Origin of the sequence: Staphylococcus pseudintermedius (genome assembly GCF_034042775.1) — a bacterium.
GTDB lineage: Bacteria > Bacillota > Bacilli > Staphylococcales > Staphylococcaceae > Staphylococcus > Staphylococcus pseudintermedius.
This window is the reverse complement of record NZ_CP120150.1, coordinates 1,698,151-1,719,796: the sequence shown is the minus strand read 5'-3', so window position 1 is coordinate 1,719,796 and position 21,646 is coordinate 1,698,151. Positions and strand designations below refer to the sequence as shown.

Here is a 21,646-nt window from a genome sequence, read left to right as displayed (position 1 = left end):
TTTACTTGCTTTTTAACAGTCGATGAGATAAACTTTTTACATAAGAAGAAAATTAATAGGGGGACTATGTCATGAGCAAGCAACAACAAATGAGCAATGCTGCATATGACCAACTGAATAAAGACGCAGATCGTATTCTACAACTCATTAAAGTTCAAATAGATAATCTTACACTACCACAATGCCCTTTATACGAGGAAGTTTTAGATACACAGATGTATGGTTTACAAAAAGAAGTCGACTTTGCAGTAAATCTTGGACTTGTTAGCGAAGAAGATGGCAAAAAGTTAATGTTACGTTTAGAGAAAGAATTATCAAAATTACACGAAGCATTTACTCGCGTTTAATAGTTGCTATCTAACATACAATAGCACGTTTTTTCGACGTCTAAGTGCGAGAATTGGATGATTGACACATATGAATAATATGAAAAGACTATTTCGGTATATTTTGAGATCTTCTAAATATATCGATTTTCCATTATTAATCACATATCTTGCACTCTGCTTTATTGGTTTGACCATGGTTTATAGTGCAAGTATGGTCGCAGCAACAAGAGGCACACTCACAGGTGGTATTCCTGTTGCAGGTACATATTTTTATACGAGACAACTCATTTACGTCATCGTTGGTTTTTTTATTGTGTTTTTTATGGCGTATATTATGGACGTACGCATTTTAAAGCAGCGTAATATTCAACTTGGGATGATGGCGATCATGCTCGGTTTGCTTTTTGCGACACTATTATTTGGTAGTGAGATTAACGGTTCACGAAGCTGGTTAAAGTTAGGATTTATGAACTTGCAAGCTTCTGAACTTTTAAAAATTGCTATCATACTCTACGTACCATATATAATAGAAAGAAAGCATTACGAAATTCAACGACAACCGATCGTTATTTTGTGGCCGATTGCATTTGTCGGTTTTTGTCTTGGCCTTGTCTTACTACAAAAAGACGTCGGTCAAACATTGTTGATAGGCGGTATATTTTTTAGTATTATCGTTTACTCTGGTATCGGTGTCAAAAACTTGATTAAAATCGGCTCTTACGCGATGTTAGCGTTAATTGTCGTAATTTTAATTATTGTCATTTTCCGCATTAATATTTTACCATCATATTTAACAGCACGTTTTAGCGCATTGGAAAACCCATTTAATTTTGAGTCTGGTATTGGTTACCATTTATCGAATTCGTTACTCGCTATCGGTAATGGAGGACTGTTTGGACGTGGATTGGGCAACAGTATTATGAAACTCGGATACTTACCTGAACCGCATACAGACTTCATTTTTGCGATTATTAGTGAAGAGCTTGGTTTTGTGGGGGCTTTCATCGTGTTAGGTATGATTTTCTTTATCGTCTATCGTGCTTTCGAATTGGCTTCCCGTACAGCGTCATATTTTTACAAATTGGTATGTGTTGGTATTGCGAGTTATATTGCATTACAAACTTTTGTCAATTTAGGTGGTATTTCAGGCTTAATCCCATTAACAGGTGTACCGCTCCCATTTATTAGTTTTGGGGGTTCATCGATGTTAAGTTTAAGTATCGCGATGGGACTACTACTCATTATTGCTAAGCAAATTAAATATGATGATGCGAAACAACGCTACATGAAAAAACAACAAGCTAAAATGAGACGTTATTAACAAATAGATGGCGTGTGTATGACGGATACTTGTGATGCACCAAAAGCTAATTTCTATACTTTATATAGAAGTTAGCTTTTTCTCATCGAAAAGGGATCATATAACCATTAAAATTCTGAAATTTCTAATAATGAACTTATCATTAATACTAAAGAACATGTAACAGGGGGTTTTAGGATGGACATAATTGTGGAAAGATTGATGAAGGATGACAAAATACAAACGATACCGCGAACGGAGAAGGATAACAACTCATTGCTTCAAGCCCTTTGTCGAGAATTTGAAATTGGACATGCGTATAGTGAAAAAGGGGGAGACAGAGTTGTCACGTTAAAAAAGACAATACAGTATAACCTTTGACATCATCAAAAAATATAGATACAATATGAATCATTAGTTTAAATTATTATAAATGATAAAATATTATTATCACATTGGTTGTTTTTGATTTCAAATTTAAAATCATTTTTACACCAGAATCTTTTAATCACACCTCATTTATTGATATAATAGAGATTGTATTTTTAGAATTTTCCCACTATTAAGGAGGTTCACTTCATGAAGCGTATACATAAATTATTAGTCGCTAACCGCGGTGAAATTGCTATTCGAATTTTTCGAGCCGCAACAGAATTGAATATTAAAACGGTAGCTATTTATTCTAAGGAAGATATGGGGTCATTACACCGATATAAAGCGGACGAGTCTTATTTAGTCGGTGAAAACTTAGGTCCAGCAGAAAGTTATTTGAATATTGAACAGATCATTAAAGTTGCTAAAGAGGCAAATGTTGATGCCATCCACCCTGGTTATGGGTTTTTGAGTGAAAATATGCAGTTTGCTCAACGCTGTGCTGAAGAGGGAATTGTTTTTATCGGTCCACATGTCGAACATTTAGATATGTTTGGGGATAAAGTGAAAGCACGTGCCACTGCAATTAAAGCTGATTTGCCTGTGATTCCAGGTACAGATGGCCCTGTGGCAGGATTTGAAGAGGCACAAACGTTTGCGGAAAAAGCCGGCTTTCCGTTGATGATTAAAGCAACAAGTGGCGGTGGCGGTAAAGGGATGCGTATCGTCAGAGAACCATCTGAATTACAAGAGGCGTTCACTCGTGCTAAATCTGAAGCAGAAAAGTCATTTGGCAATAGTGAAGTGTATATTGAAAAATTTATTGATCAACCAAAACATATTGAAGTACAAGTGATGGGTGACGAAGCGGGCAACATCATTCACCTTTATGAAAGAGACTGCTCGGTTCAACGCCGTCATCAAAAAGTGGTTGAAGTAGCCCCATCAGTCAGCTTACCAGATAATTTGCGCGAACAAATTTGTGAAGCGGCTGTCGATTTAATGCGCCAAATTCAATACGTGAATGCAGGAACGGTTGAATTTTTAGTTTCTGGCAACGAATTTTACTTTATTGAAGTGAATCCACGTGTACAAGTTGAACATACCATTACGGAAATGATTACGGGTGTCGACATTGTTAAAACACAAATTTTGATTGCAGATGGCCAGTTATTACATGACGACGCGATTGCAATGCCGCAACAAAGTGATATTCGCACGTTAGGTTACGCAATTCAATGCCGTATTACGACTGAAGATCCAACGCAAGATTTCATGCCGGATACAGGGCGTATCGTGGCCTACCGATCGAGTGGAGGGTTCGGTGTCCGTTTAGATGCTGGCGATGCATTCCAAGGGGCAGAAATTTCACCGTATTACGATTCACTACTCGTTAAAGTGTCTACGCATGCAATCAGTTATAAAGAAGCAAGAGAAAAAATGGCACGCTCTCTTCAAGAAATGCGTATTCGTGGTGTGAAAACGAATATTCCATTTTTACGTAATGTGATTCAACATGCCAAGTTTGCTTCGGGTGATTACACGACGAAATTTTTAGAAGAGGCACCAGAGTTATTCACAATTAAAACGTCACGTGATAGAGGTACAAAAACGTTAGAATATATCGGGAATGTAACAATTAACGGCTTTCCAAGTGTTGAAAAAAGACCGAAGCCTCATTTCGAGAAACCTCATATTCCGACGACAGATACGAAGGCGATTGCTTCATTAAGTGGTACGAAACAATTACTTGATGCAAAAGGGCCTGATGCCGTAACAGCATGGGTGAAAGCACAAGAAGACGTATTGCTCACTGATACGACATTCCGTGATGCACATCAATCTTTGCTCGCAACACGTGTGAGAACGCATGATTTACTCAAAATTGCCCCAGAAACTGCACAAGTGATGAAAGATAACTTCTCACTTGAATTATGGGGTGGCGCGACGTTTGATGTCGCCTATAATTTCTTGAAAGAAAATCCATGGGAACGTCTCGAAAAATTAAGAAAAGCCATTCCGAATGTGTTATTCCAAATGTTATTACGTGCTTCTAATGCAGTCGGTTATCGCAATTACCCTGACAATGTCATTCAAAAGTTTATTGCGGAAAGTGCCGATGCAGGGATCGACGTCTTTAGAATATTTGACTCATTGAACTGGTTAGAACAAATGAAAGTCGCTAACGAAGCAGTCCAAAAAGCCGGTAAAATTTCTGAAGGAACGATTTGTTATACAGGTGATATTTTAAATCCTGAACGTTCTAATATTTATACGTTGGACTACTATGTAAAACTCGCGAAAGAGCTAGAGCGTGAAGGTTTCCATATGTTAGCGATTAAAGATATGGCAGGATTATTGAAACCAAGAGCCGCCTATGAGTTAATCGGTGAATTGAAAGCAGCTGTTGACCTGCCGATTCACCTTCATACACACGATACGAGCGGTAACGGAATCCTCACTTATAAAGAAGCAATCGAAGCGGGCGTTGACGTCATTGATACGGCAGTTGCGGCAATGTCAGGTTTAACAAGTCAACCAAGTAGCAATTCATTGTATTATGCCATGAGTGGCTTTGAACGTAATATTCGTATGGATATTGAAGGCCATGAAACACTTTCGCATTATTGGGATGCAGTACGTCCGTATTATAGTGATTTTGAAAGTGATATGAAGTCGCCACATACAGAAATTTATCAACATGAAATGCCAGGGGGCCAATATTCTAACTTACGACAACAAGCGAAAAGTTTAGGACTCGGTGAACGTTTCAGTGAAGTGAAAGACATGTACCGACGTGTCAACTTCCTCTTCGGTGATATTGTGAAAGTGACACCATCATCAAAAGTAGTCGGCGATATGGCGCTCTACATGGTACAAAATGAATTGGATGAAACGTCTGTAATCGAGCAAGGCCATAAGTTAGATTTCCCTGAATCTGTGGTCTCTTTCTTTAGAGGCGATATTGGTCAGCCAGTGAATGGATTTAACGAGACATTGCAACGGGTCATTTTAAAAGGCCAACAACCATTAACTGCACGTCCCGGTGAATATTTAGCACCGATTGATTTCGAAGCTTTACGCGAAGAATTACAAGAAAAGCAACAAGCTCAAGTGACGGAACAAGACTTAATCAGCTATGCATTGTATCCAAAAGTGTACGAACAATATATGCAAACTTATGAAATGTTTGGCAATGTTTCAAAGTTAGATACACCAACATTCTTCTTCGGTATGCGTAACAACGAGAAAATTCAAATCGAAATTGATAAAGGTAAAATTTTAATCGTTGAGTTGAAAACCATTACAGAACCTGATGAAAATGGTGTGCGTACTGTATTCTTTGATATGAATGGTCAAGCGCGTCGTATTCAAGTGAAAGACGAAAATATTCAAACGTCCCATTTAGCGAAAATGAAGGCAGATAAGAGCAATCCAAACCATATCGGTGCACAAATGCCGGGTACGATTATTGAAGTAAATGTCGCTGAAGGAGATCAAGTTGAAGCGGGGCAATCACTCATTATTAGTGAAGCAATGAAGATGGAAACAACAGTACAAGCGCCGTTTAAAGGAACGATTTCAAAAATTTATGTGGCTGCAAACGATAGCGTCGAAACCCAAGATTTACTCATTGAAATTGAACCAGAAGTATAGAGGTAAATTTGGAAGATTAACGATAAAACCGACATTTATTATTTTATCCAGGATATGGAAACCCGAATAACAAAGCAATCAAAAAGACATCAAACAACGATTTTTGCTGTTTGATGTCTTTTAAAACTTGTATCATTTTAAGCTTGTTGATCTCCACGATTCGTACGTAGGATTAACAAGATGAAATAGCTAATCATACCGAACAGTAACGTGATAAATAACGCATGAAGTAAAGCGATGATTAAATTCACGTTAGTCACGATAGAGAGTGCCCCTGTTAAAACTTGTAAAATAATTAAAATAAAGCTCACTGTATAACCGTAGTGAATCGTTCTCATTGTTGGATAATGTTTGACTGCATGGATATACGTGAACATAATGATGAAAAACGCTACCATCGCCATCAGTCTGTGTGTCAGTTGAACCCAGTCATGTACATCATGAGGCACAATATCGTTAAATGGTAATGGCCATGCACCGTATGCAAGACTTGAATCTGTATGTCTGACAAGTGCGCCAGTATAAATCGTTAAATATACAACAATGGTCATCAACCACGTATAGCGCTGCAATGGCTTACGGATATGGACTTTATTGGCTTCATATTTTTTGTCCATGTCGAAAATGATTAATGTCAACACGAAAACGGACGAGAAGCTAATAAGGGAAATGCCGAAATGAAGTGCCAATACATAATCATTTTGTTGCCACATGACGGCAGCAGCGCCGATTAAAGCTTGAACGAGTAAAAAGCCAATGCTAATCACACCTAAAGGCTTTACTTCTTTAATATGCCCTATGTTTTTCCAAGATGTAATCACAAGCCATGTCACAAAAATTACAGATAATCCAGATACAGCTCTGTGACTCAATTCAATAATTGTTTCTATCGGTAGGTTTTGTGGTAATAATGCGCCATGACATAGCGGCCAATCTGAACCACAACCATCTTCAGAACCTGTTTTTGTTACGAGTGCACCACCAAGCTGAACCCAAGTCATAATCAACGTCGTTACGACAGCAAGCCACTTTAGGTTTCGCTTTTTAAACAATCTCAAACACCTCATTATGTATCAAAGTTAAATAATCGCTATTCATCAATACCACCCACATTATAACAAAAACTGAACTAAAAAATGTGAATTTATCATGACGTTTTTTGAATGTCGTTAAAGTGTCACAAATTTTTCTTATTTAACCTAGTCATTCACGACGCTTTCATATATCATAAATGTATATGTTATTTTAAGGGGGAGGGAACTGATGTCCAAATCAGAGGTTGTATCACAAACTTCCGGTCGTATTACTTATAAAGAGCTGAAACAAATCATTAAGTTAGGTCTTGTTCAAGGCAACTTAATTCCATCATTTGCGGGCGCATGGTTGGCTATCGTCATGACACATCATGCATTTTTAGCTGCTATTCCACAAATTATTGTGATGATCATAGGTTCTACGTTAGTAATGGGCGGAGCATGTGCATTGAACAATTTCTATGACCAAGATATTGATCGATTAATGCCAAGCAAACAAAATCGACCAACTGTTAACAATCGTATTTCAGATCGTCATTTATTGTTATTAAGCTTTGGTATGATGGTCGTTGGTGAAATATTATTGTTCATGTTGAATATGCAAGCAGGTGTTATTGGACTCGTTGGTATCGTTGGTTATGTCTCATTTTATTCCATTTGGTCAAAGCGACATACGACATGGAATACTGTGATAGGCAGTGTGCCTGGAGCGGTACCACCATTAATCGGTTGGGTTGCAATTGAAGGTCACTTAAGTTTGATGGCCTGGGCATTATTTTTAGTTGTGTTTTGTTGGCAGCCCATTCATTTTTACGCGTTAGCAATTAAACGTAAAGATGAATATGCAACTGCACGTATTCCAATGTTACCATCTGTTAAAGGTTTTTCGCGCACACGTGTCGGCATGTTTTTATGGTTGATCGCATTATTACCACTTCCATTTTTAATGCAAGATTTAGGTGTCGTCTTCGTCGTTTTAGCCACGTTACTGAACGTCGGATGGATTGCATTAGGGCTTACAAGTTTTAAATCGTCAGCGAATGAAACAAAATGGGCAACAAAAATGTTTATTTACTCATTAAACTATCTTGTTCTATTTTTTGCACTTGTTGTCGTGATTTCTTTAATACAATTAATTTAGAAGATCTACGAGTGAGGAATGAATAAAATGAATGTACCTATTTTACCTACGTTAAGTACAACTTGTATTGTAATTAGTGCCATTTTAGTCGCTATCGGTTGGCGCCTCATCTGGAAGCGTCAAATTGAGCGTCATAAAAAAACGATGCTGTGGGCTGCTATTTTCGCAGTTGTCTTTTTTACAATTTATGCGAGTCGTACTATCTTTATTGGTAATACAGCATTTGGAGGACCAGATTCAGTAAAAGTTTATTACACGATTTTCTTGGTTTTCCACATTACACTAGCAACAGTGGGGGCAGTACTTGGTTTAATCCAAATTTTTACAGGTTTAAAAGATCGTTACAGCGTTCACCGTAAAATCGGACCTGTCGCATCAGTGATTTGGTTTTTTACAGCGATTACAGGTGTAGCGGTATATATTTTACTTTATGTGCTTTATCCTGGTGGCGAAACGACGTCGCTTATTAAAGCAACATTTGGTTTATAATAAAAAAGCAACAGATGGGAAATCATTCTGTTGCTTTTTTATTTGCACATTGAAGTCAATCATTTGATGAATCATTGATATGAATAGAGCCAATTTAAAAGTAAGTGTTTTCTATTTTAATTTCGCTCAATATCGTTAAAAACAAAAAAGAGGTAAAACGCAGCCGCATGTTTTACTGTAAACAGTTTCCATAACCATACAATTAATTGTAAATCAAAAGGCTTTTAAAAACCTGGAAAAATCATAGTGAATAAATAAGGGATTGTTTATAAAGTCAGTCATCAAGCTATTTTGAGATTCTAATTAAATGTGTAGAATTTATAGAGCGTATGAGGTATATAGTGCTGACATTTAGAGCTCAACTGTCATTGTACTTCAATTGAAGCATATGACAAGGTGATGAAGTTTGATATGCGTGTATGACAAAATTTCGACGTCTATTTTGTTAATAGTAGAAAGTCTTTTTCAACAGTGATACGATAAAGTGAAATCAGTGGATTGGTTATTTTTTAACTTTGCCCATTCACAAAGTGGTTGAATGTTTTATAATGAAAAGTGAGTTTTAAAGTCGGATAAGTCAATATGAACGATTTTATCTATATTAATTGAAATAAAACGATAATGAAAATGAGGGGGGAACGTATGCGAAGAAAATTGATTAAAGTATTAGCGGTGTTGTTATTAGTCGGCTTTTTAGTCTATTTATTTTATTCCCCTCAACTTGAATTTGATGTACTAGAAAACCCAAATCGCGCCAATCATCAACAACCTGAAAAGCCTAAAAATGTGAACCAAAATGAGGGGCAGAATCCGCCATTGGAAAGTGGTGTCGGAACGTATATCGGCAAATCACTTAATCAAATCACATCACAATTTGGAACACCGGATCGCATTTATTCTTTTCAGCAAGGCTATCGTAAATACATTTATAAAGGTGACAAACGGTATATTATTTTTGCGGTTAAAGATGACAAAGTGAAGTCTGTTTATGTGACGGGCAAAAATACGGAAAAATTAACGGGGCCTATTAAAATTAATGAACAAGCGTCCGATTTGTTTGATAAATTTTCAATCAATACAGAGCCTCAATTTAAAGTGAATGGACAAACGTATCATTACGAACTATCGGATAAAGACGTTAAAACACAAGCTTTAATCCAGTTTGATGATACATTTGCGCAAGTGTTTATAGATCAACAAAAAAATAAAGTACTCGGATTACGCTATTTAGATAAAGAAGCTTTGGCAGATATGAATCCGTATGCACAAAATAATGAAGAAACGACGTCTCAAGAAACAGAAGCATCAGAAGAAGAAGGAGCGCGTCCTGCAGATCAAAATGTGAATGAGCGACTCACGTTATACGAATTAACGAATGAAATGCGTCAACTGAATGAACGTCAACCTTTAAAAGTGAATGATACGCTTGAAAATGTCGCAACGGTTGATTTGTTTAATTATGGTAATCAAAAAAATACGGAATTTACAGAAGAGAATTTGATTAATTTGATGAAACAAACACCACTTAACTATCAATCTGTTTCTCAGAATGTAGGGTATAACTTTAATGATGTCCCTACGTTGGTACACAGTTGGATTAATTCAGATGTTCACCGTTCACGTATGCTCAATGCAAAGTATGTTGAAATGGGTGGAGAAGTCCAGTACCAATACTATATGTTAATCTTTCTAGAGAAAGGGGAGAACGCGTAACATGTACGATGAACCGTTGATGAAAGTACTTGATCAAACCGATGACTTAGCCGATCAAATTCGCCAATCTGATTTGTTTATTACTTATCAAAAAGCAAAACAAGCTTTAGTGGAAGATCGAGAAGCACAACGATTATATGGTCAGTTTTTGAAAAGTAAGATTAATTATGATGAAGTGCAACGATTTGGACGTTATCACCCTGATTATCAAGAAGTGATGCTAACGACGAGACGACTGAAGCGGGAATATGAAATGCATGATACTGTTGTCGCATTTAAGCAAAGTGAAACGGCACTTCAACAATTATTGGATGAGATTGTTACGATGATTGCGACAAGCGTATCAGAGCATGTCAAAATCGATGCGGGAACGCCGTTGTTTGAAGCGTTAACGACAGGTGGGGGATGTGCTACAGGTGCGACGTGTCAATGCCGAGTTTAAGTAAATGAAAATTGAATATATCATAAAAGTGGTTAGGAAATATTATCCTAACCACTTCACTGTATTAAGGCTGTTGTTGGCGATAGGCAGTGAGAAACTGACGACCGAGTGATGGGCGATCTGTCACGATAGTATGCACACCTAGCGACACAAGATGGTGCATTAAATCGACACTATTAACGTCATAATAGCCCGGCATTCGATTCGTGTTGTTCAACCATTGAATCAGCTTCGGTTGAACGAGCGGAATACCATGGAAGTGTGTTGGCATTTGGAATGTTTGCGCTTTTCCGTGATAAAAGTGTTTCAACCCTGAATAAAGTTTTAAAATGCCCTCTGTCACTTCAGCTTGGCTTGCCCCAATTGCTACAGTTCCTTGGCTAATTTTATGGAAACGTTCAATTTGTTCGCGATAAAAACTTGTGACGAGCACCCGTGATTTAGCTTCATGTTGTACAATGACATCGTATAAGCGTTGAGCAGCAATTTGTCCTTCATAGCTATCTGGATGATCTTTAATATCAATATTCACAAGTTGTTCAGGGTAACGCGACAAAAGCTCACCCATTGTTAAAATTTTTGCATCTGGGTGATTTTGGTAAGGACGGTCGCCGTTAATATCTTTAAAATGGTAACCCGCATCTAACGCTTTCAATGCATCAAGTGTATGTGCGCTAACGGGCCCAGAACCATTTGTTGTACGATCCACTTCAGCATCGTGAAAGACAATCACTTGTTCGTCTTTAGAAATACGAATATCTGTTTCGAAACCAGTCAATTGCATCTGCACAGAATAATCAAATGCCAGTGCAGTTGACTCAGGACGTTCACCCATACCACCACGATGACTGAATAGGTAAGGCGCTTGGCCACTGAAAAATGACGGTATCGTTCGAAGTGTAGGTGTTTTTGTAGTCTTTTGAATTAATAGGGCACCAGTCACCATGGAAACAGCACCGAATAGCATTCCTTTTAAAATTTGCGATTTGCGTGTCATAGTCTAATACCTCCTATAGAATAAAGTGATACTTATGCTTTCCGTAGTTAGCGGCACATGGTACGATAATAATGTGAAATTCGAGGTGAAAAAATGGATATCATACAACGTGAAAATATAATTATTTATCTTAAAAACATGAAGCATGAACGTCATATTCGAAAATATGGTCACATTGTCTATACGAATTCACAACAAAAATACGTATCGATGTATGTGAATCAAAAGGATATTGACGATGTGGTGACGCGCCTGATGAAACTGAAATATGTCATTCGCGTGGTCGGCTCACCTTATAAAGATTTGAAACAAGAATATCCAAAAGAAGCAAATGAATAACCTTATTCCAGTGCGGGAATCCAATGTTGCAAGCGTAATACACTTTTTAAATAGTTAAAGTATAAATCAAGCTCAGGATAGTCATCGGGTGCATGGACATCTACACCGACCATTTCGATATGGTAGGGTGCTGCATATGATTGAATGAGCTCATATTTACGATTGCTTTCGGGATAAGGATAACGCAAGGCATCTAACATGATATACATGGCTTGAAACTTACGCCCTTCAGTAGGTTGCATAATGATCGCCACAGATGTCAATTGGCGCGTGGACTTTGGTGTATGGAAAAAGACAATGCGATCGATACGTTCATGATTATATTCAATGAGCGTTTTAAATTCGTACAGATCCGTCAATCCGTGTCCTAAAACGATAAAAGATTGTTGCATTTGGGTTCCTCCTCTTAAAACAAAGTATATTAAAAATGAAATCGGATTGGAAGTGTAAAAACATGCGTGTCATCGCAGGAAAACATAAAAGTAAATCACTCGAAACATTGGAAGGGCGCAATACGAGACCGACGATGGACAAAGTGAAGGAAGGTATTTTTAATAGTTTACATACAGTTGAAGGGCTGGGGCTTGATTTGTTTGCTGGAAGTGGCAGTTTAGGCATTGAAGCACTTTCTCGAGGGATGGACAAAGTCATTTTCGTCGATCAAAACATCCGTGCTGTTAAAGTAATTCAACACAATTTAAAAAAGTTAGACTTAACACATCAAGCTGAAGTATATAAAAATAATGCAGACCGTGCGTTAAAAGCGTTGAATAAACGAGAAATTCAGTTCGATTTAATTTTTCTTGATCCACCATACGAAAAAGGATTAATTGATGAAGCGCTGAAAAGTATTCATCAATTTGATTTATTAAAGCAAAATGGTATCATCGTGTGTGAGTATAGCCATCGTGAATCCATTGATACTTCACTTTTTGAAGAAGTCAAACGCTATCACTATGGTTTAACTGACACTTGTGTTTTGAAAAAAGGAGAAAGTCATGGTTAATACGAAAGCTGTTATTCCTGGAAGTTTTGACCCTATTACAAAAGGACATATCGATATCGTTGAAAGAAGTGCCGACCGTTTTGATGAATTGCACGTCTGTGTATTACGAAACAGTAGTAAAAAAGGGACGTTTACAGTGGAGGAACGCTTGGAGTTAATTGAAAAGTCCGTCGCGCATTTACCGAATGTGTATGTGCATTCCTTCAGTGGCTTATTAGTAGATTTTTGTGACGAAATTGGTGCAACAACGATCATTCGTGGATTGCGTGCGGTCAGTGACTTTGAATATGAGTTGAGAATTACTTCAATGAATAAAAAGTTGAATGACAAAGTAGAAACCTTATATATGATGAGTTCGACAGACTATTCCTTCATTAGTTCGAGTATGGTGAAGGAAGTCGCACAGTATGATGCGGATATTTCTGAATTTGTGCCGAAACATGTAGAAGAGGCGTTGTTGAAAAAGTTTAAGCTTGATAAGTAAAATGGAAACGAATGACCCAGATATTGCTTTTGAGAAAACAATAGAAGTATACGGTTAATTAAGCATTAAAAAGATGGTGAGACATCATTAAGATCTTATTCGGTAAAAGGTCAAATTGTCATCACTATCAAATGTATTGTGCCAAAATAAGTTTGGATTTTGATTATGCTAATACGATTGATATATATTAGGAAGGGCTAGGTAAAAAATATTTTTTGCCTCTAGCCCTTTTCTTAAGATTTTAGAATACAATGCGTTGACAGTCCGAATTAAAATAGTTGAAGTTGATGCCGAAAATAAAACATATTTAAGGCAGCATGATATTTTAATGATTTAATGCTTGCGAATATACACAGGTGTATTAAAGTCGGTCATAGTATCGCCCGTCAAAACGTTATAAATATTTGTTGCTTTCACTTCGTTTGGAAATAGCTTTGCCGTCTCACGATGAATCGATGTGACGATGCGGCGTTCTGGAAAATGTACTTTTAAATATTTCAAGTAGCGTTGCCCTTGAGGCGTCATCGCCAATACTCTCACGGCATGGACGTCTTCGGTAACATCAGCATATTGAAAATGCAACAACACATTCATTAAAATACGTTGAATATGGGTATAAGTATAACGCTTCGTTTTTAATGCGTGCATAAAAGTTGTGTAATCTGTTGCTGACAACGCTGCACGGTATAAACGATTTTCAAAACCTTCACTCATCGTATAAATTTGCTTTAATGTTTCAGGTGTATGTTGCAAAATCGCAAATTTAATCAAATCGAATAAACGCTGTTGATCGTGAAATGGGATGGTCATTAAAGGTATGTTTTGTTCAGGTACCATTTTTTGCCATGTCCGATCGCCACTCATGATGCCTTCGCGAATCGCTGTACCACTCGCGATGGAGGTGTGATGCATTTCGGAATCGTGGTGTTGGGCGTGTGCACGCGTTACGGTCATCGGTTGCATGCTACTGCGTTGTAAGTGCAATTGCTTCAAGTAGGCGATAGCCAAAATGTTATTCGGTGTACTTAATAGGTCGCTTTGCAATGTTTCCGCTGCGATTCTGGCATAACTTTTCCCTGATTTGATTGCTGTTTGAAAAGCGGATGTTTGCTCGAGTTGAATGAGTTGTTGCGCGGCGTGTTCTAATTGTGATAGGTCACCGCTTTCACTTCCGAAACTTAACACATCAGTTTGTAAATAGTCTGCTACTTTAACACCGGTTTGAGCGAAAATGTCACTCGATGATAGTGAGCCGACTAATGGCATTTCGACTACTAAATCAACACCTACTGTAGCCATTTGTGCACGTTTAAATTTGTTGTACATCGCGGGCAACCCACGCATCATAAATTGGCCACTCATGATGGCAATTGCAACGTCACTTTGAGAAAGTTTTTTACTTTGTTGCGCATGATAGAGATGGCCGTGATGAAAAGGGTGATACTCTGTAATCATTGCGACACTTTTCATTTGCATTCTGTCCTTTCGTGTCTCATTATGAATATTGTATCAGAACTTAAGATGTTAAGAAAAAATCTTGACAACTTAACTATCAATAGTTAAAATAAATTTTGTGCTTGTTAGAGGTGAAGCCATATGAAGTGGTCAATAACACAATTGAGAAAATACCAAGGACAACCTTTTAAATTTAATCAGACCGTAACGTTTAACCATCTGATTCAAAACTTGGATTTATTAGACTTGTCACCGATTGATATCGAGGGTGAGTTGATTGTTAAATCGAATGAGGTTGTTGCGACAATGCATTTAACTGGGCAGTATAAGATGGCGTGCGCGCGTACGTTAGTGCCTGTAGATGTGCCGTTGGATGCAACAACAACGGAAGTGTTTGATTTAGATGGTTTGTATGAGGATGAGGACGATGAACATTATCATCTTGTCACTAATGGTATGATTGATCTTCGTGAAATTGCCGAAGAGATTGTTATGCTTGAGAAACCAATGCGTGTCGTTGCGGATGACAGCGATCAAATGCTTACTGGTGGTCAAGGTTGGGAAGTTATTGACGAAGATAATTTGGATAACGACCCATCTCAAGATGAATCACATGTGAATGTCGATCCAAGGCTTCAGAAATTACAACAATTATACGATGATAGTAATCATGCACGCTAAGTTTTTTGAACTACGATGCGTCAAATGAATCGAATAAAAGGGAGGATGAACTAACCATGGCAGTACCAAAAAGAAGAACTTCTAAAACAAGAAAAAACAAACGCCGTACACATTTTAAATTAGCAGTACCAGGCATGCAAGAATGCCCAAACTGTGGTGAATTAAAATTATCTCACCGTGTATGTCCAAACTGTGGTTCATACAAAGGTGAAGAAGTCGTTTCTAAATAATAGACTTTTTACAGTAACTGGATATTAATGTAAAATAGGACTGGAACAATCACTGTTCCAGTCCTATTTTTTGAGCAGTACATGAACATAAGATGAAATGAGATGAACCCAAAATGGAAGCTATTACATCGATACAAAATCCTAAAATTAAAAATTATAATAAATTAAAAAAGAAAAAAGAACGCGATAAGCAAGGGCTTGCAATTCTAGAAGGATTTCATTTAATTGAAGAAGCGGTCGAAAGTCAAATTAAGGTGACGCAATTGTTTATGATTGAGCCGAGCCGTGTGCCGACAGAACTCATTGAAGCGGCAGAGGAAGTATACGAAATTACGCAAAAAGTCGCTGAAACATTATCAGGAACTGTCACACCTCAAGGGATATTTGCAATCATTGAAAAGCCGCAAGTTGATGTCACTGCAGCAAAACAAGTGTTAATTTTAGATCGTATTCAAGACCCAGGTAACCTCGGCACGATGATTCGTACGGCTGATGCAGCAGGGTTAGACTTAATAGTGATGACGAAAGGAACTGCTGATGTCTACCAAGATAAAGTATTACGTGCTAGTCAAGGTAGCGTCTTTCACATTCCAATTCAATATGTAGATGACATGTCAGCTTGGATGTCATCGTTTAAAGGACCAATATATGGGACTGCGCTCCAAGATGCAACGACGTATCATCAAGTCGCTAGCCAACAAGATACATTTGCACTCATCCTCGGCAATGAAGGGGAAGGTGTCGCGATGGATTTATTAGCGCATACGACACAAAACTTGATTATTCCAATTTATGGACAAGCTGAGAGTTTAAATGTTGCCGTCGCTGCAGGGATTTTAATGTTTTATTTAAAGGGTTAGACTTTGGGTTGACCCTTGATGAACGCATGTATATAATAGACGTATTAACAATTCAACAAACTGCTGATAAAAAGACGTAAACTATTATCGGGATTGTTCAGGGAGGTCTGGCATAAACTGTGAGTTGGACTCAATCTACATAGTTTTTTTCACCTTTTTAGCTACTTAAAGAGATTTAAGTCGGAAGTAAAATCCGTTATCAATATGAATTCAGAGTGTATGTGTCTTGGATACATAAAACTGGGTGGTACCACGGAAGAGATTTCGTCCCAATAGTGCGGGCGGAGTCTTTTTTATTTGTGTGCGCTGTGATTGAGGGCAAAAGACATATCCGACAATTGACAAAAATGAAGTGCGATAAAGAGGTTTCAGTATGAATGGCGTTAAAGAATTAAAGGAGGAATGACAATGGTGCAGAATGAAGCAATGATTCAAATCAAAAATGAAGCAATGACTGATATTGAACAAGCACAAGATGAAAAAGCGTTACAAGATGTTAAGGTCAAATATTTAGGTAAAAAAGGTCAAGTGACAGGTCTGATGAAACAAATGAAAGACTTGCCGAAAGAAGACAGACCTGCATATGGCCAAAGAGTCAATGAAGTGCGTCAAGCGATTGAAGGGGCGGTTGCTGAACGTCAAACGCTACTTGCTGAAGCACAATTAAATCAACAATTAGCAGAAGAGTCGATCGATGTGACATTACCAGGGCGTACAGTCGCAACGGGAGCACAACATCCTTTAACACGTACAGTTGAAGAAATTGAAGACTTATTTTTAGGTTTAGGTTATGAAATTGTAACAGGATTTGAAGTGGAACAAGATTACTACAACTTCGAAGCACTCAACTTACCGAAATCACATCCAGCGCGCGATATGCAGGACAGTTTTTACATTACTGAAGAAGTATTGTTACGTACTCATACGTCACCCGTACAAGCGCGTACAATGGAGCAACGTAATGGTCAAGGCCCAGTGAAAATCATTTGCCCGGGTAAAGTATATCGACGTGACTCTGACGACGCGACACATAGTCATCAATTTACACAAATCGAAGGGCTCGTGGTCGACGAAAACATTAAAATGAGTGATTTAAAAGGAACACTCGAATTATTAGCGAAATCACTGTTTGGTGCAGATCGTGAAATTCGTTTACGTCCAAGTTATTTCCCATTTACTGAACCGTCTGTGGAAGTTGACGTGTCATGTTTTAAATGTAAGGGTAAAGGCTGTAACGTGTGTAAACATACTGGCTGGATTGAAATTTTAGGAGCAGGTATGGTACATCCGAACGTACTTGAAATGGCAGGCTTTGATTCGAAAAAATATTCAGGTTTTGCGTTTGGAATGGGGCCTGATCGTATCGCGATGTTGAAGTATGGTATTGAAGATATCCGTCATTTCTATACGAACGATATCCGTTTCTTAAATCAATTTAAAGCAGTAGAAGATAGAGGTGAACAACATGTTAATATCTAAAGAATGGTTAGAAACATATGTTGATTTAGATGTTTCAATTGAGGCGTTGGCGGAACGTATTACGCGTACAGGAATTGAAGTTGATGATATTCAAGACTTTACGAAAGAGATTAAAAATTTAGTGGTCGGTTATGTTGAAGAAATTGCACAACATCCAGATGCAGATAAACTTAACATTTGCCAAGTGAATATCGGTGAAGAGACCCCTGTACAAATTGTTTGTGGTGCGCCGAACGTAGGTGCAGGTCAAACAGTCATCGTCGCAAAAGTAGGCGGTCGTTTACCAGGCGGTATTAAAATTAAACGTGCTAAATTACGTGGCCAAGTATCTGAAGGTATGATTTGTTCGCTTCAAGAAATCGGTCTGCCAAGCAATGTTGTACCGAAAAAGTTTGAAGATGGCATTTATCAATTTGCGACTGCTATTGAACCAGGCACAGATGCATTAAAAGCGTTATATTTAGATGATCAAATGATGGAATTTGATTTAACACCGAACCGTTCTGATGCATTAAGTATGATTGGAACAGCTTACGAGGCAGCTGCCTTGTACGATAAGCAAGTTCGCAAACCAGAAACAACAGTGACAGCACAGCCGAAAGCAGCGCATGAAACCTTGACGGTCAAAGTTGAAGATACGACACAAGTTCCATACTACAGTGCACGCGTCGTTGAAAATGTCCAAATCGCACCGTCACCCGAATGGATGCAAGCGCGTTTAATGAAGGCAGGCATTCGTCCAATTAATAACGTTGTCGATATTTCAAACTATGTCATGTTAGAATACGGTCAACCATTGCACATGTTTGACAAAGATCACATTGGGTCAAACGATATTGTCGTTCGACTCGCTCATGAAAATGAAAAAATGACAACTTTAGATGATCAAGAACGCGAATTATTATCAAGCGATATCGTCATTACCAATGGTCAACAACCGATTGCACTTGGTGGTGTGATGGGTGGCGATTTCTCTGAAGTAACACCAGAAACTAAAAATGTTATCGTTGAAGGGGCGATTTTCAACCCAGTTGCGATTCGTCATACATCACGTCGTTTAAACTTACGTAGCGAATCATCAAGTCGTTTCGAAAAAGGCATTGCGACTGAATTTTTAGATGAAGCTGTTGATCGTGCATGTTTCTTACTTGAAACATTGGCACAAGGTCAAGTGTTAGACGGCCGTGTGACAGACGGTGATTTAGGTGCATTAGTCACAGATATTACGATTACAGCAGATAAAGTAAATCGTACAGTCGGCTTTGATTTGACAGAAGCGGATATCGTGCGTGTATTTGAACAACTTGGCTTTAACACTGAAATTACGAATAACGACATTCATGTAAAAGTCCCATCGCGTCGTCGCGATATTACGATTGAAGCGGATCTAATTGAAGAAATCGCACGTATTTACGGTTACGATAACATTCCATCGACGTTACCAGTATTTGAAGATGTAACAAGTGGTGCACTGACTGACCGTCAACGTAAAACACGTGTCGTGAAACGTACATTAGAAGGTGCGGGTCTATCACAAGCGATTACGTATTCATTAGTGGATCGTGAACGTGCAACCGCATTTACAACAACAACGCATCAAACGGTTGAACTGTTGATGCCGATGAGTGAGGCCCATTCAACATTACGTCAAAGCTTAATTCCACATTTAATTGACGCAACGCAATATAACGTTGCGCGTAAAAATCAAGATATTGCACTTTATGAAATAGGAAATGTCTTTTTCGGTCAAGAAGGCCAAACATTACCAGAACAAGTGGAATATTTAAGTGGGATTATGACAGGTGAATATGTATCTAATCCATGGCAAGGTAAAAAAGAAGTGGTTGATTTTTATCTTGTGAAAGGTATTGTCGAACGTATTGCTGACCAACTCGCATTACGTTTTGAATATGAAACAACCCAAATCGATGGTCTTCACCCAGGTCGTACTGCAGCAGTGACGTTAAATGGTGAAGCGATTGGTTTTATCGGGGAATTACATCCAACTGTAGCGAAAACATATGATTTAGGCCGTACGTATGTTTTTGAACTCAATTACGAAAAAATCATGCAACAGTCAGTCGGTTATATTAACTATCAACCGATTCCGAAATTTCCGGGCGTGACACGTGACATTGCACTTGTTGTAGCGTCAGAAGTACGTGCCGCAAGCCTTGTTCATACGATTCATCAAAATGGTGGTGCAATTTTAAAAGATGCCCGTGTATTTGATGTTTATGAAGGTGAACATATGGAAGCAGGCAAAAAATCAGTAGCCATTCGTTTAACTTACTTAGATGAAAATAATACATTAACAGAAGAACAAGTGACAAAAGTTCATCAAGCGATTCTTGCAGTGTTAGAAGCACAAGGTGCAACATTACGTGGATAAAAAACGATAACAGGGAACACCAAGTAACGATTGAAGTTACTTGGTGTTTTTTGAGTTGTCTCGTTATATCGAAAATTGATGTATTTCAAATGATAACCTTAACTGTACATGTCATGATTGACAACAGCGACCACATTCCACTGGCTGATATCGAAATAATGCCTTTGCTGTTTCATTCGCTTCATCTAAATTTAATATTTGATAAGGTCCCGTATATTGAACTTGTTTAAGATATTCTAGGGCATTTTGCTCGCTTGTAAAAAAGTGAATATAAGGACAACAGTCAACATTGCAATTTTCTTTTTTTAGCACATCTTTGTATAAAACAAAAATGTCGTGTTCATTTCGATTGATGATATGTCCGTCTTTCATTTCAAAGTGGATGGGTGTGTGCATCAACTCGTCTTCACTCTCAATCGTGATATTCGAATGAATCGTATAATGCACACCTATCGCATCAATCGCACACATTGCAAATACTGGCGACGTATTTTGATTTGTGTATACTTTTTTATTCGTTGCTTTAAGTGAAATCGGATAAATAGAAATCAATTCACCATTTTCGGCAACCACAACATTTTTGTTGATGAGTGTTTGATATTCAGGCTTTACTTTAAGTGGTGTTTCTGGGTTGTCGCAAATATAGTGAATCATCTCAAGTCTTAAGTCATTCTCTGCTTCAGTTAAACCCTGGGTAAAATTCAAGTCAATCCCTCAAATCGTAATTATTTCGATTTATTATATATGGAAACACACTTTGAAGTAAAATATAAACGTCCAAACGAGCAAAGAAAGTATAAATTTTGATACGCAAAAAGCAGAAATGAATAAAATTGAAAAATCGTCTATCAAAACGTAAAAGTGAATCAATGATCATAGTATTCGAAAGCAAACCAGATACACAGTGAATCAAAGAGGTAAGTATTAAAGTCATCAACATGTCGCAAAAACAGAAAAGCACCGACAAATATAAACATGACTCAAAAATCAAGAAGGTGTAGAAGGCACGGATCATATACAATAAAAGAGAGGGTATCTGCAATAGAAAAAGTAGTGTAGGTTGAGAAAAATAGTAACCGAAAGAAAACCAGATGCACACTGAATCAAAGGGGTAAGGATTAGAGTTATCCACATGTCGAAAAAACAGAAAAGTACCAAAGATTGCAAGAATCGCGCAAGACTCCTGAGGGGACGCGTGCATACTGCTAGCAGTCACTTCTTTACTTTAAAAGTGGCTACCGTTTAA

General features: G+C 37.9%; 21 protein-coding genes. 16 read left to right on the top strand and 5 right to left on the bottom strand.

The features are described 5' to 3' along the window. Positions 1-71 precede the first annotated feature (71 nt). From P3U61_RS08140 to P3U61_RS08125, 4 genes are all read left to right on the top strand, one after another. Entirely contained in the window at positions 72-347 is a 276-nt protein-coding gene (locus tag P3U61_RS08140) for an Fpa/YlaN family protein (protein ID WP_014614230.1), read from the top strand. A gap of 70 nt (positions 348-417) precedes the next feature. After that, positions 418-1,650 carry a cell division peptidoglycan polymerase FtsW gene (gene ftsW, locus P3U61_RS08135; protein WP_014614229.1) on the top strand — a complete coding sequence of 411 codons (1,233 nt, stop codon included), beginning with the start codon at positions 418-420 and terminating at the stop codon, positions 1,648-1,650. Between the two features lie 177 nt (positions 1,651-1,827). Further along, entirely contained in the window at positions 1,828-2,010 is a 183-nt protein-coding gene (locus tag P3U61_RS08130) for a hypothetical protein (protein WP_014614228.1), read from the top strand. A gap of 198 nt (positions 2,011-2,208) precedes the next feature. Beyond that, positions 2,209-5,658 (top strand): pyruvate carboxylase, encoded by a 3,450-nt coding sequence (locus tag P3U61_RS08125; protein WP_037543289.1) that lies wholly within the window; start codon positions 2,209-2,211, stop codon positions 5,656-5,658. A gap of 137 nt (positions 5,659-5,795) precedes the next feature. Here the strand turns inward: P3U61_RS08125 and P3U61_RS08120 are convergent, their stop codons facing one another. Then, positions 5,796-6,710, bottom strand: a complete 915-nt coding sequence (locus P3U61_RS08120; protein ID WP_015728962.1) for a COX15/CtaA family protein — start codon at positions 6,708-6,710, stop codon at positions 5,796-5,798. Between the two features lie 211 nt (positions 6,711-6,921). Between P3U61_RS08120 and cyoE the strand changes: the two genes are divergently transcribed. The 4 genes from cyoE (at position 6,922) to P3U61_RS08100 (ending at position 10,477) form a co-directional block, all read left to right on the top strand. Further along, complete coding sequence (gene cyoE, locus P3U61_RS08115; protein WP_096533598.1) at positions 6,922-7,833, top strand: heme o synthase; 912 nt, start codon at positions 6,922-6,924, stop codon at positions 7,831-7,833. 27 nt (positions 7,834-7,860) lie between these two features. Next, positions 7,861-8,322: a DUF420 domain-containing protein gene (locus tag P3U61_RS08110; protein WP_014614224.1), complete on the top strand. Its 462-nt coding sequence runs from the start codon at positions 7,861-7,863 to the stop codon at positions 8,320-8,322. Positions 8,323-8,964: 642 nt separating this feature from the next. Continuing rightward, complete coding sequence (locus P3U61_RS08105; RefSeq protein WP_014614223.1) at positions 8,965-10,035, top strand: CAP domain-containing protein; 1,071 nt, start codon at positions 8,965-8,967, stop codon at positions 10,033-10,035. A 1-nt stretch (position 10,036) separates the two neighbouring features. After that, positions 10,037-10,477 (top strand): YlbF/YmcA family competence regulator, encoded by a 441-nt coding sequence (locus P3U61_RS08100; protein ID WP_014614222.1) that lies wholly within the window; start codon positions 10,037-10,039, stop codon positions 10,475-10,477. Between the two features lie 64 nt (positions 10,478-10,541). Here P3U61_RS08100 and P3U61_RS08095 read toward each other — a convergent pair whose 3' ends face one another. Then, positions 10,542-11,474: a lysophosphatidylglycerol phospholipase D gene (locus P3U61_RS08095; protein ID WP_014614221.1), complete on the bottom strand. Its 933-nt coding sequence runs from the start codon at positions 11,472-11,474 to the stop codon at positions 10,542-10,544. 93 nt (positions 11,475-11,567) lie between these two features. Between P3U61_RS08095 and P3U61_RS08090 the strand changes: the two genes are divergently transcribed. Continuing rightward, on the top strand, positions 11,568-11,813 hold the full coding sequence (locus P3U61_RS08090) for a YlbG family protein (RefSeq protein ID WP_014614220.1): 246 nt from the start codon (positions 11,568-11,570) through the stop codon (positions 11,811-11,813). 2 nt (positions 11,814-11,815) lie between these two features. Here P3U61_RS08090 and P3U61_RS08085 read toward each other — a convergent pair whose 3' ends face one another. Beyond that, positions 11,816-12,205, bottom strand: a complete 390-nt coding sequence (locus tag P3U61_RS08085; protein WP_014614219.1) for a DUF7147 family protein — start codon at positions 12,203-12,205, stop codon at positions 11,816-11,818. A 62-nt stretch (positions 12,206-12,267) separates the two neighbouring features. On the opposite strand from P3U61_RS08085, the gene rsmD reads away from it, so the two are divergent. Both rsmD and coaD read left to right on the top strand, forming a co-directional pair. Continuing rightward, a complete protein-coding gene (rsmD, locus tag P3U61_RS08080; protein WP_014614218.1) occupies positions 12,268-12,819 on the top strand; it encodes a 16S rRNA (guanine(966)-N(2))-methyltransferase RsmD in 552 nt (183 codons plus the stop codon). Further along, positions 12,812-13,303, top strand: coding sequence for a pantetheine-phosphate adenylyltransferase (gene coaD / locus P3U61_RS08075; RefSeq protein ID WP_014614217.1), 492 nt, complete (start codon positions 12,812-12,814; stop codon positions 13,301-13,303). Before rsmD ends, coaD begins: the two co-directional genes overlap by 8 nt. A 333-nt stretch (positions 13,304-13,636) precedes the next feature. Here coaD and P3U61_RS08070 read toward each other — a convergent pair whose 3' ends face one another. Further along, positions 13,637-14,773 carry a nucleotidyltransferase gene (locus tag P3U61_RS08070; protein ID WP_037543279.1) on the bottom strand — a complete coding sequence of 379 codons (1,137 nt, stop codon included), beginning with the start codon at positions 14,771-14,773 and terminating at the stop codon, positions 13,637-13,639. A gap of 126 nt (positions 14,774-14,899) precedes the next feature. Here P3U61_RS08070 and P3U61_RS08065 point away from each other — a divergent pair, with 126 nt between their 5' ends. The 5 genes from P3U61_RS08065 to pheT all read left to right on the top strand — a co-directional run bounded on the left by P3U61_RS08065 (position 14,900) and on the right by pheT (position 20,400). After that, positions 14,900-15,439, top strand: a complete 540-nt coding sequence (locus tag P3U61_RS08065; protein ID WP_014614215.1) for a YceD family protein — start codon at positions 14,900-14,902, stop codon at positions 15,437-15,439. 56 nt (positions 15,440-15,495) lie between these two features. After that, the gene (rpmF, locus tag P3U61_RS08060) at positions 15,496-15,669 is read left to right on the top strand and encodes a 50S ribosomal protein L32 (protein WP_014614214.1); all 174 of its coding nucleotides are present in this window, start codon (positions 15,496-15,498) and stop codon (positions 15,667-15,669) included. Between the two features lie 113 nt (positions 15,670-15,782). Continuing rightward, the gene (locus P3U61_RS08055) at positions 15,783-16,529 is read left to right on the top strand and encodes a TrmH family RNA methyltransferase (protein WP_096535819.1); all 747 of its coding nucleotides are present in this window, start codon (positions 15,783-15,785) and stop codon (positions 16,527-16,529) included. A gap of 408 nt (positions 16,530-16,937) precedes the next feature. Then, positions 16,938-18,008, top strand: a complete 1,071-nt coding sequence (gene pheS, locus P3U61_RS08050; RefSeq protein ID WP_014614212.1) for a phenylalanine--tRNA ligase subunit alpha — start codon at positions 16,938-16,940, stop codon at positions 18,006-18,008. Then, entirely contained in the window at positions 17,995-20,400 is a 2,406-nt protein-coding gene (gene pheT, locus P3U61_RS08045; RefSeq protein WP_101457711.1) for a phenylalanine--tRNA ligase subunit beta, read from the top strand. Before pheS ends, pheT begins: the two co-directional genes overlap by 14 nt. A 111-nt stretch (positions 20,401-20,511) precedes the next feature. On the opposite strand, the gene merB is transcribed toward pheT, so the two are convergent. Beyond that, positions 20,512-21,105, bottom strand: coding sequence for an organomercurial lyase (gene merB, locus P3U61_RS08040; RefSeq protein ID WP_037543273.1), 594 nt, complete (start codon positions 21,103-21,105; stop codon positions 20,512-20,514). Positions 21,106-21,646 lie beyond the last annotated feature (541 nt).

What these genes read in the sequence shown, in the direction of transcription:
- P3U61_RS08065 (WP_014614215.1), top strand. Translation starts at nt 14,900, where the DNA reads ATGAAGTGGTCAATAACACAATTGAGAAAATACCAAGGACAACCTTTT.
- ftsW (WP_014614229.1), top strand. Translation starts at nt 418, where the DNA reads ATGAATAATATGAAAAGACTATTTCGGTATATTTTGAGATCTTCTAAA.
- P3U61_RS08070 (WP_037543279.1), bottom strand. Translation starts at nt 14,773, where the DNA reads ATGAAAAGTGTCGCAATGATTACAGAGTATCACCCTTTTCATCACGGC.
- cyoE (WP_096533598.1), top strand. Translation starts at nt 6,922, where the DNA reads ATGTCCAAATCAGAGGTTGTATCACAAACTTCCGGTCGTATTACTTAT.
- rpmF (WP_014614214.1), top strand. Translation starts at nt 15,496, where the DNA reads ATGGCAGTACCAAAAAGAAGAACTTCTAAAACAAGAAAAAACAAACGC.
- P3U61_RS08140 (WP_014614230.1), top strand. Translation starts at nt 72, where the DNA reads ATGAGCAAGCAACAACAAATGAGCAATGCTGCATATGACCAACTGAAT.
- P3U61_RS08130 (WP_014614228.1), top strand. Translation starts at nt 1,828, where the DNA reads ATGGACATAATTGTGGAAAGATTGATGAAGGATGACAAAATACAAACG.
- P3U61_RS08095 (WP_014614221.1), bottom strand. Translation starts at nt 11,474, where the DNA reads ATGACACGCAAATCGCAAATTTTAAAAGGAATGCTATTCGGTGCTGTT.
- P3U61_RS08110 (WP_014614224.1), top strand. Translation starts at nt 7,861, where the DNA reads ATGAATGTACCTATTTTACCTACGTTAAGTACAACTTGTATTGTAATT.
- rsmD (WP_014614218.1), top strand. Translation starts at nt 12,268, where the DNA reads ATGCGTGTCATCGCAGGAAAACATAAAAGTAAATCACTCGAAACATTG.
- P3U61_RS08090 (WP_014614220.1), top strand. Translation starts at nt 11,568, where the DNA reads ATGGATATCATACAACGTGAAAATATAATTATTTATCTTAAAAACATG.
- coaD (WP_014614217.1), top strand. Translation starts at nt 12,812, where the DNA reads ATGGTTAATACGAAAGCTGTTATTCCTGGAAGTTTTGACCCTATTACA.
- P3U61_RS08105 (WP_014614223.1), top strand. Translation starts at nt 8,965, where the DNA reads ATGCGAAGAAAATTGATTAAAGTATTAGCGGTGTTGTTATTAGTCGGC.
- pheS (WP_014614212.1), top strand. Translation starts at nt 16,938, where the DNA reads ATGGTGCAGAATGAAGCAATGATTCAAATCAAAAATGAAGCAATGACT.
- P3U61_RS08100 (WP_014614222.1), top strand. Translation starts at nt 10,037, where the DNA reads ATGTACGATGAACCGTTGATGAAAGTACTTGATCAAACCGATGACTTA.
- pheT (WP_101457711.1), top strand. Translation starts at nt 17,995, where the DNA reads ATGTTAATATCTAAAGAATGGTTAGAAACATATGTTGATTTAGATGTT.
- P3U61_RS08055 (WP_096535819.1), top strand. Translation starts at nt 15,783, where the DNA reads ATGGAAGCTATTACATCGATACAAAATCCTAAAATTAAAAATTATAAT.
- P3U61_RS08085 (WP_014614219.1), bottom strand. Translation starts at nt 12,205, where the DNA reads ATGCAACAATCTTTTATCGTTTTAGGACACGGATTGACGGATCTGTAC.
- P3U61_RS08125 (WP_037543289.1), top strand. Translation starts at nt 2,209, where the DNA reads ATGAAGCGTATACATAAATTATTAGTCGCTAACCGCGGTGAAATTGCT.